The 7,527-nt window shown below is 74.3% G+C and carries 7 protein-coding genes and 1 pseudogene; 5 read left to right on the top strand and 3 right to left on the bottom strand.

What is annotated here, in order from left to right:
• Both ACIF6L_RS35060 and ACIF6L_RS35055 read left to right on the top strand, forming a co-directional pair.
• Window positions 1–558, top strand: a pseudogene (locus ACIF6L_RS35060) (protein-L-isoaspartate O-methyltransferase); the annotation flags it as partial.
• 267 nt (window positions 559–825) lie between these two features.
• Window positions 826–1,356, top strand: a complete 531-nt coding sequence (locus ACIF6L_RS35055) for a hypothetical protein (RefSeq protein WP_396491623.1) — start codon at window positions 826–828, stop codon at window positions 1,354–1,356.
• 29 nt (window positions 1,357–1,385) lie between these two features.
• On the opposite strand, the gene ACIF6L_RS35050 is transcribed toward ACIF6L_RS35055, so the two are convergent.
• Genes ACIF6L_RS35050 through ACIF6L_RS35040 form a run of 3 tightly spaced genes read right to left on the bottom strand, consistent with a single transcriptional unit; the run spans window position 1,386 to window position 2,686 of the window.
• Window positions 1,386–2,114 carry a hypothetical protein gene (locus tag ACIF6L_RS35050; RefSeq protein WP_396491624.1) on the bottom strand — a complete coding sequence of 243 codons (729 nt, stop codon included), beginning with the start codon at window positions 2,112–2,114 and terminating at the stop codon, window positions 1,386–1,388.
• Window positions 2,108–2,425, bottom strand: a complete 318-nt coding sequence (locus ACIF6L_RS35045; protein ID WP_396491625.1) for a hypothetical protein — start codon at window positions 2,423–2,425, stop codon at window positions 2,108–2,110. The genes ACIF6L_RS35050 and ACIF6L_RS35045 overlap by 7 nt, the downstream gene beginning before the upstream one ends.
• A 39-nt stretch (window positions 2,426–2,464) precedes the next feature.
• The gene (locus ACIF6L_RS35040) at window positions 2,465–2,686 is read right to left on the bottom strand and encodes a hypothetical protein (protein WP_396491626.1); all 222 of its coding nucleotides are present in this window, start codon (window positions 2,684–2,686) and stop codon (window positions 2,465–2,467) included.
• Between the two features lie 88 nt (window positions 2,687–2,774).
• Here ACIF6L_RS35040 and ligD point away from each other — a divergent pair, with 88 nt between their 5' ends.
• The 3 genes from ligD (at window position 2,775) to ACIF6L_RS35025 (ending at window position 7,220) form a co-directional block, all read left to right on the top strand.
• Window positions 2,775–3,734: a non-homologous end-joining DNA ligase gene (gene ligD / locus ACIF6L_RS35035; protein WP_396491627.1), complete on the top strand. Its 960-nt coding sequence runs from the start codon at window positions 2,775–2,777 to the stop codon at window positions 3,732–3,734.
• A 144-nt stretch (window positions 3,735–3,878) separates the two neighbouring features.
• Window positions 3,879–4,370, top strand: coding sequence for a hypothetical protein (locus ACIF6L_RS35030; protein WP_396491628.1), 492 nt, complete (start codon window positions 3,879–3,881; stop codon window positions 4,368–4,370).
• 324 nt (window positions 4,371–4,694) lie between these two features.
• On the top strand, window positions 4,695–7,220 hold the full coding sequence (locus tag ACIF6L_RS35025) for a CDP-glycerol glycerophosphotransferase family protein (RefSeq protein ID WP_396491629.1): 2,526 nt from the start codon (window positions 4,695–4,697) through the stop codon (window positions 7,218–7,220).
• The last annotated feature ends 307 nt before the right edge of the window (window positions 7,221–7,527 follow it).

The raw sequence follows: 7,527 nt of genomic DNA, 5'->3' as shown, positions 1-7,527 counted from the left end.
CCGTGGGGACGGCTGGGCCACGTCGCCCTCACGGTCGCCGACGATGGCCGCAGCGCGACGGGCTGGGTGCAGGGCCTGGGGCAGTTCATGGCGGATCGGGCCGGGGCGGCGCCGCCGGTGGCCGGGTTCGCCGGGTACGCGGCGGTCCGTGGCGAGGGCCCGGCCGAGACCGAGCGGGTGGTGGAGCGGGATCTCGAGCCTCTTGAGGGGAACTGGGATCTCACGTTCGCGCTGCGGGTGGCGGTGCCGGACGCGGTGATCACCACCGGGCGGGACGAAGACGGGGTGAACGCCTGGGTCCACGACGGAGCCACCTCGTGGGCGGCGTTCGGCGCGGTGGGTGACGGCACGACCGTGCTGCACCAGGGCGGTGATCGGCGCATCGGTGACGAACTGATGGTCGCCTGGGCGCAGTGGGACAGTCTGGGCCGGCCGGAGCCGTGCGACTACGGCATCACGGTGCGTCCGGACCGCCAGTTCGTGTGGCTGAAGGATCCGGTGGACGGCCCACGGTGGGCCGTCGGCGGGGCGGTAGCGGCCGGCGGGCCGGCTCGTTGAGCACGGTATGAGCAGCGTTCGTGCTGGTGGTGGTCTGGGTCGGGGTCTTGATCTGCGGGTGCCGGTGCGGTTGGCCGGGTCACGCAGTCCCCGGCGGGTACCGGCGGAGCGGTTGGCCGAGGTCGAGCCGCCGACGCTGGGGCAGGCGTTGGCGCGGGCGCGGCGTCAGCGGCTCGGAGCCCGGCCGGACGACTGGGTGTGGCAGGTCCGGGTCGATCCTGAGCAAGTCACCCCGGCCGGGTAGTTGCGGCACTACGCTCGGTGCACATGACTCGACGAAAGCCGGTGCTCAGCGTGCCGGACTACGCCTTCAGCAACGACTCCGGACAGCTCCCCGATGACCTGCCGTTCCACACGCTGGAGACCTTCACCGGCCCAGCGCTCGGCCCGGGCCGGCCGGCGCTCCTCCTCTACCCCGCCTTCCACGACGAGATCGTCAGCGGCGAGTTCGCCGGCCAGAGTTCCGTGCCATACCTCCTCGGCGGGCTGGAGGGCTTCACCCAGATCGCCGACGGCACGCCTGCCCGGCACACCCCTGCCCAGCTGCGCGGCGCGGCCCGGATGGGCTGGAAGGTCCGGTTCGCCGGCGGCCGCCTCGACATCGGCCGACCCGGCAAGGCGTTCCGGCACACCAACGTCACCGGCACGCCGACGTGGTACGGGCCGACCCCCGCCGTGCTGTACGTCCTGATCTCGGAGAGGCCGCTGGAGATCGACCACGAGAACGGCAAGGAGATCATCGACGCCGCCGTGTCCGTGACCGGTGTGTTCAGCGTCCTGCCGTACGAGGTGGACTAGCGTCGCCGGATCCGACCCCGGCCTTCGGGCTACGCCGTGGCGGCGTCGAATGTGGGGACGCTCTGCTCGGCGGCCGGGGTGAGCGGTTGGGCGGTGCCGTCGGGGCCGGGCAGGAGCAGGGTGGTGGTGCGGGTTCGGACGCCGGCGCGGCCGCGGCCGGTGCAGTGCACGGTGACGGTGCGGGAGGTGATCTGTCCCCAGCCGTCGCCCAGACCCGCGAAGCGGGGGTTATCGCTGGCGAGGGTCAAGGCGGCGCCGGGCCAGGGAGTGGTCACGAGCAGGGTGGTGCCGGATTCCCGGAGCCGGGCGGCGAGACGCTGCTGGTCGCGGGGCTGGGGCGCGGTGGTGGGCTGCAGCATGACCACGCCGAACGCGCCGTCCGTCGCGAGGGCGGCGACGATCTCGGGCCAGTGCGGGCCCGGGTCGTCGACGCAGGCGAGTCTGGCGTAGGGGACGCCGAGCCCGTTCAGGGCGGCGTAGCCGAGGTCGGGGAGGCCGACGATCCCGAGGAACAGGTCGGGGTGCTGGGCGGCGCCGGCCGCCAGGGCGCCGAGCAGGTAGCGGTCGTCGAGTACTTCGACGGCGCAGCCGCGGGGCAGGCGGCCGTCGGGCAGCAGCGGGGCGATCGTGTCCAGGGCGGGCCAGGTGCTGGCGTTCAGTCGGGCGCGGCGGGCCTCGGGGGAGGTGTCCGCCAGAAGTTCGGCGAGTCGGTCCCTTCGGTCCCTGCCCGGGTCCAGGTCCGGGACGGGGGTCAGCATGGGCCGGCCTCCGGCCGGTCGGTGCGGGGGGTGACAGTGGCTGGCAGCAGGGTGTGCGGGGTGTAGATGACCCAGTCTGCGGCGGGCGGCGGCCCCCACTGGACGTGGGCGGCCCAGCGGCCGGCGGCGAGGGGGCGCCACGCGGTGATGAGGGCGGGGACCAGGGTGCCGCCCACGGCGAGCAGGGCGACCGTCCAGGCCGGGCGCTCCAGGGCGGCCGCCTGCTCGACCTCGCCGTCGGGCGCGCGGCGGGCGTCGCGCCAGGAGCCGGGGGCGCCGGCGGGCGGTCGTCGGGACGGGTAGGTCGGCACACCCCTTACGATCGAACATCCGTTCGAGCTGGTCAAACGTCAGGCGCCGGTGGTCTCATCTGCGCCCATGCGGATCCGATGGGTCGCGTCCTCGCAGCCCGCGAAGGCCCACGCGCTCTCGGCCGGCTCGATGTCCCGGCCGGGCTGGTCGTCCAGGCGGCGCAGGAAGTAGGCCTCGTCGCCGACGGCCAGGACCCGCAGGAGCCGGCCGCCGGCCTCTTCGAGGAGGTCGCCGCGCCGGTAGCGGGGTGAGGTGGTCACCCCTCCATCCTCGCGCGTCGGCCGGTGCGCTGCGCCGCTCGGCGGCATCGCGTTCCGGCGTCGGCCGATCTGGTCGGATGCTGGAGGTATGGCCTCCCGAGGATCCGCGCGGGTCCGGCTGCCGCACATCGAACCGATGCTCGCGACGGCCGGGCCGCTGCCGTCCGGGCCGGGTTGGTGCGCCGAGGTGAAATGGGACGGTGCCCGGGCCTGCGCCTACCTGGAGGACGGGCGGGCCCGGCTGCTCGGCCGGCACGGCACCGACTACACGGAGCGCTTCCCCGAGGTCGCCGCCGCCCTCGCCGACGTGCCCGGCCCCTTGGTCCTGGACGGCGAGCTGGTCGTCATGCGGAGCGGGACGCCGTCGTTCGCCGCGCTCCAGGGCCGCATCCACCGCACCCGCCCAGCCTCCGTCCAGGCCGGCGCCCGCGCCGCCCCCGCCCTGTTCATCGCCTTCGACCTCCCCCACACCGACCGGCCCCTGCTCACCGAGCCCTACCGACGCCGGCGCGCCCTGCTGGAGGACCTGAACCTGGACCGGCCCGGGCTGCGCGTTCCCCCGGCGTGGGAGTCGCTCACCGACGCCGTCGCCTGGACGCGCGAGCACCAGCTGGAAGGCATCATCTGCAAGCGAGCCGACTCCCCGTACCGGCCCGGTGCCCGCTCCCGCGACTGGATCAAGATCAAGCACCTGCGCACGGCCGACGTCGTCATCGGGGGCTGGCTGCCCGGCGGCCCGGCCGGCACCACGGTGCGCGCCGTCCTGGTCGGAGCGCCCACCGGCGAACCCGGCCGGCTCCTCTACGCCGGATCGGTCGGCACCGGCTTCACCGCAGCCGAACGCCGCGCCCTCGCCGCCGCGCTGCGCCGCCTCGACCAGTCCACGTCACCGTTCACCGGCGCCCGGACGGGCCTGGGACTGCCGCGCGGCACCGAGGTGCGCTTCGTACGCCCCGAGCTCCACGCCGAGGTCGAGTTCCTGGAGCTCACCCCCGCGGGCCGGCTGCGCCAGCCGGTATGGCGAGGCCTGCGCGCCGGCCCGTCGTAACCCGGCGTCGCGGCGCGTCGTTGAGCCGGGCATGCCCCCGAGGGCGCCACCTACGGGCCGCCGCCCCGGCCCCGCTACGCGCCGCTGAACGCGGACGAGGTCCGGGCCCTGGGCGACGTCGCCGACCAGGTGGTGGGGCTGGCGATGCTCACCGCCGAGCCGGAGCCGCTCGCCGAGGTGGCGTGGCACCTGTGCATCGCCCTCGCTCGGCTGGCCACCGGGATCGATCCGGCCGAGCCGACCGAGCGGATCACCGAGATGACCCGCGATCTGGTCGACCACCTGCGCGAGGCTCTTGAGCGCGCGCAGACCGCACGGGCCGATCTGCACGGCCGGGCGCAGCTCGCCGCCGAGGCGGACCGGGAGGATGTCGCTCTGGGCGGGCAGCGGGCGGTGGCCGCCGGCGCGACGGTGACGTTGACTCTGCCGGTCGGGCACTCGGTGACTGTGACGGTCGGCCAGGTCCTGTACGGGCGGCCGGGCGCCGGGTACAGCACGCTGGCCAGTGCCAGCCCGCTCGTGCGCACCACCGCGGTGGTGGACGGCGTCGAGCATCTGCGGCTGCGCGCCGCGCTGGACACGATCGCCCGGGTGGTGAGCGGCCGGCTCGATCCGCGGGCCTTCGAGGTCGGCTGACGGGCACGCTCGGGAAGTCCGCTTGAAAGCGGCGCCCCCCCTGCTCGGCGGTGGCCGACCGCACGCGGGAGGGGCGTCGGCGTCGGCCGCTGGTGCCGTCGTGCCCTGCGGCCTGGGGGTCGGCGCTTTGGGCGAATTGTCAGGTAAATAAAGCGCCAAGATCATGTCAAGGGGGCCCGTCGCCAAGGGCATGGGTTATCAAACCGTGGCTAAAGTCTTCGCTCTGTACGCGGTCGATGACCTAATATCGGCGGTCAGTCTCCGGAATGCCTGTCGGCGGTCAGGGGAATCTCTCTTCATCGTCGGGAAAAGATCATGCGCCGCGTGGATTCGACCGCCCTGAGGCTTCGGGCGACCGGAGGCCTTCCCTCGCGGCCGCGCCACTTCCCGGGGGAGGGCGGCTCGGACGCGCGGTTCGCGCTCCTGAGGTCTCGATGGGTCGGGCACAGGCTCGAACTCACCGGCTACGGCCTGCGCGAGGACCAGGACAGTGCCCGCCGCGGCAGCTCGTGGACCTGGCTGACCCTGCGCGACCCGGCCGGCGGGCGCACGGTCGAGGTCCGGTCCCGGCCGCGTCTGCTGCCCGAAGTCACCGACGACAGCGCCCAGCCCGACCACAACCACGACTGGTCGGGGTTCACCGCCCTGATCGACCCGGCCCGGCTGGCCGTTGCCGACGGACCGGACGCCGACTGGGACGTCGAGGCCGCGCTGTTCACCGGAGCGCGGGGCGCCCTGCCGGGCAACCTGCGCGGCCGCGGACTCAGCGGGGGCATCGCCCCGCACTGGTGCGGCTCCGGCGAATACCCCCTCGCCGGGTGGATCGACCGCGACGTCCGGGTCGTCCCCCACTTCCATGAGGATCGGCTGCGGCTGCGCGTCGAGAGGGTCCGCGTCCGGATCACCAACGTCCGGGCCGGCGACAGCGGCATCGAACTGGCGGGCTTCGCCCTCGACTGCCCGCCCGGCACACTCCTCACTCTGCGCCACCGTCAGTCGGCCGCGGTACTCACCTCCCCGGTGCGGTTCACCCAGGCATCGAAGACCATGTTCACCGCCCACCTGCCCTACCGGCCGTTCACCGCCGACGGGCGCGGCACCGATGAGCTGGAGCACTGGGACGCCGAACTGCTGCGCCCGGACGGCTCCACCGAGCAGCTGACCCTGGACGAACGCGGCGGCCCGGTGGCCGGTCAGCACCCCCTGCCCGACACCGCGGACCGGGTCCTCTACCTCAAGCACCTCGCCGACGGCCGACTCCAGTTCTGCGTCCAGCCGGCGGCCGGCTTTGTCGAGCGCATCGCGGTGCGGGCCGGGGGCTTCGAGCTCAGCGGCCACTGCCCCGCCCCGGAGCCGCTCGAACTCGTCCTGCGCCACACCGGCACGGCCGGCGAGATCCGCCACCCGGTGGCCACCGCCGAGGGCGGCCGGTTCCGAATCCAGCTGCCCGCCACCCGCACCGGCTCCGACGGCACCGCACTGCCCCTGCGCAAGGGCATCTGGGAGGCCTCGCTGCACCCGGCCGGCCACAGCGGGCCGGCCCGGCCGCTGATCGCCGCCCCCGCGGTGCTCCCCGCACTGCCCGCCGCCACCGGAGCCGGCGGCAAGCGGATCCTGCTCCAACGCCGCTGGAACGACACCCTGCTCCTGGACTCCACCCCCGTCCTCACCCCCACCGAGCGCAGCGCCTGGACCCAGGCCCGCCAGCGCACCGCCGGCTACCCGGCCGCCCGCCGGCAGCCGCTGCGCGACACGGTGCTGTACGACGTGTTCGGCGGCCGCGGCTACGCCGACTCACCGCGCGCGGTGCACGCCGAACTCGCCCGACGCGGCGAGCCGCTGGAACACCTCTGGACGGTCGACGACGCCCAGGCCGAACTGCCCGCCGGCGTCCGCGCGGTGCGGATCTGGAGCCCCGAGTGGTACGAGGCACTCGCCACCAGCCGCTACCTGGTCGGCAACACGCACTTCCCCGACTTCCTCGAACGCCGGGACGGCCAGGTGGTCGTCCAGACCTGGCACGGCTCGCCGCTCAAGCGAATCGCCCACGACGTCGAGAACCCCTGGCTCGCCGACCACGGCTACCTGGAGGCCCTCGACCGGGAGACCCCGCAGTGGAGCCTGCTGCTCTCCCCCAGCCCCTTCGCCACCCCGCTGCTGCGCCGGGCGTTCCGCTATGACGGCGAGATCCTGGAGTCCGGCTACCCGAGAGGGGACGTGCTCGCCCGCCAGGACGAGCACGCCGCTGCGGCCGTCCGGCGCCGGCTCGGCATCCCCGACGGCAAGCGCGTCGTGCTCTACGCCCCGACCTGGCGCGAGGACCAGCGCCGCGGCGACGGCGACGGCTTCCGCCTCGACCTGCGGATCGACCTCGACCACGCCCGGCGCGCCCTCGGCCACGACCACGTCCTGCTGATCCGCCCGCACGCCCACGTCCGCGAACCCCTGCCCGGCGCCGGCGACGGCTTCCTCTACGACTGCGGCGACTACCCCGACGTCCAGGAACTGCTGCTGATCGCCGACGTGCTGGTCACCGACTACTCGTCGATCATGTTCGACTTCGCGATCACCGGCCGCCCCGTGCTCTTCTTCACCTACGACCTGGAGCACTACCGCGACACCCTGCGCGGCTTCTACTTCGACTTCGAGGCCCAGGCCCCCGGCCCGCTCATCCCCACCTCGTGCCACCTACTGGACGCGCTGCGCGGCCTCGCCGACGACCGCTCCCGCCCCCCGGCCGGGTACCGGGAGCGCTACCGCGCCTTCCGCGACACACACTGCCGACTCGATGACGGCGGCGCCGCGCGCCGCGTGGTCGACCGGATGCTCCAACTCGGCGCCGGCCGCTGAACACCGGCCGACACCCTGGCTACTCCTGGCCCGCGGCCGCGAGCGCCGCCGGAGCCGGGCTCGGTCGGCCAGCGCAGCGGCCCTAGCCCTGGCCGCCTGCGCATCGTCGTCGGCCGCCCGGGTTTCGGCGAACCGGTGCCGGACGGCGAGTTCCTGGACTCGCGTGGTAACACGTGGTGTCTGGTGGTATCGCGTGTGATCTGGTGCCGCTAGGGTGTTGTCCGTACCTGTGGAGGTATGGGCTAGCGCGCCGAGCCCGAGTCCCGCCGATCCTGCCCGCGACGGGCGGCACAGCGGTCAAGGTGGT

Source organism: Kitasatospora sp. NPDC086009 (assembly GCF_044540385.1).
In the GTDB taxonomy this organism is placed as follows: Bacteria; Actinomycetota; Actinomycetes; order Streptomycetales; family Streptomycetaceae; genus Kitasatospora.
The sequence above is the reverse complement of the archived record's forward strand: the minus strand, read 5'-3'. Positions and strand labels throughout refer to the sequence as shown.

Coding starts and splice junctions, on each gene's coding strand:
- ACIF6L_RS35055 (WP_396491623.1), top strand. CDS start 826: ATGACTCGACGAAAGCCGGTGCTCAGCGTGCCGGACTACGCCTTCAGC.
- ACIF6L_RS35050 (WP_396491624.1), bottom strand. CDS start 2,114: ATGCTGACCCCCGTCCCGGACCTGGACCCGGGCAGGGACCGAAGGGAC.
- ligD (WP_396491627.1), top strand. CDS start 2,775: ATGGCCTCCCGAGGATCCGCGCGGGTCCGGCTGCCGCACATCGAACCG.
- ACIF6L_RS35030 (WP_396491628.1), top strand. CDS start 3,879: ATGCTCACCGCCGAGCCGGAGCCGCTCGCCGAGGTGGCGTGGCACCTG.